The following is a 331-nucleotide window of genomic DNA, read 5'->3' as shown; positions in this document are numbered from 1 at the left end:
CGCGAGTACACCGAAGCTTATACCAACGCCAGCCTGATCGTGCGTGAGGATTACCACTTCGAAGATGGCCTGTTCAGCGGTTATGACGCCGAAAAACGCAAATATGACAAAACCAGCTGGAACTACGAGCTGGACGAAAACGGCTTTGCGAAGCGCGACACCACCCTGCAACACCCGCGCTGCGTGTGGAACCTGCTGAAAGAGCACGTGTCCCGCTATACGCCGGAGGTTGTCGAAAACATCTGTGGGACGCCGAAGGCGGACTTCCTGAAGGTGTGCGAGCTGATAGCGGAAACCAGCGCGAAAGATAAAACCGCGTCGTTCCTGTATG

1 pseudogene is annotated in these 331 nt (G+C 55.6%); it reads left to right on the top strand.

The window, feature by feature from the left end:
* Nucleotides 1-331, top strand: a pseudogene (locus FLQ44_RS21305) (formate dehydrogenase-N subunit alpha); the annotation flags it as partial.

Source organism: Vogesella mureinivorans, from assembly GCF_007644035.1.
Classification (GTDB): Bacteria; Pseudomonadota; Gammaproteobacteria; order Burkholderiales; family Chromobacteriaceae; genus Vogesella; species Vogesella mureinivorans.
The sequence above is the reverse complement of the archived record's forward strand: the minus strand, read 5'-3'. Positions and strand labels throughout refer to the sequence as shown.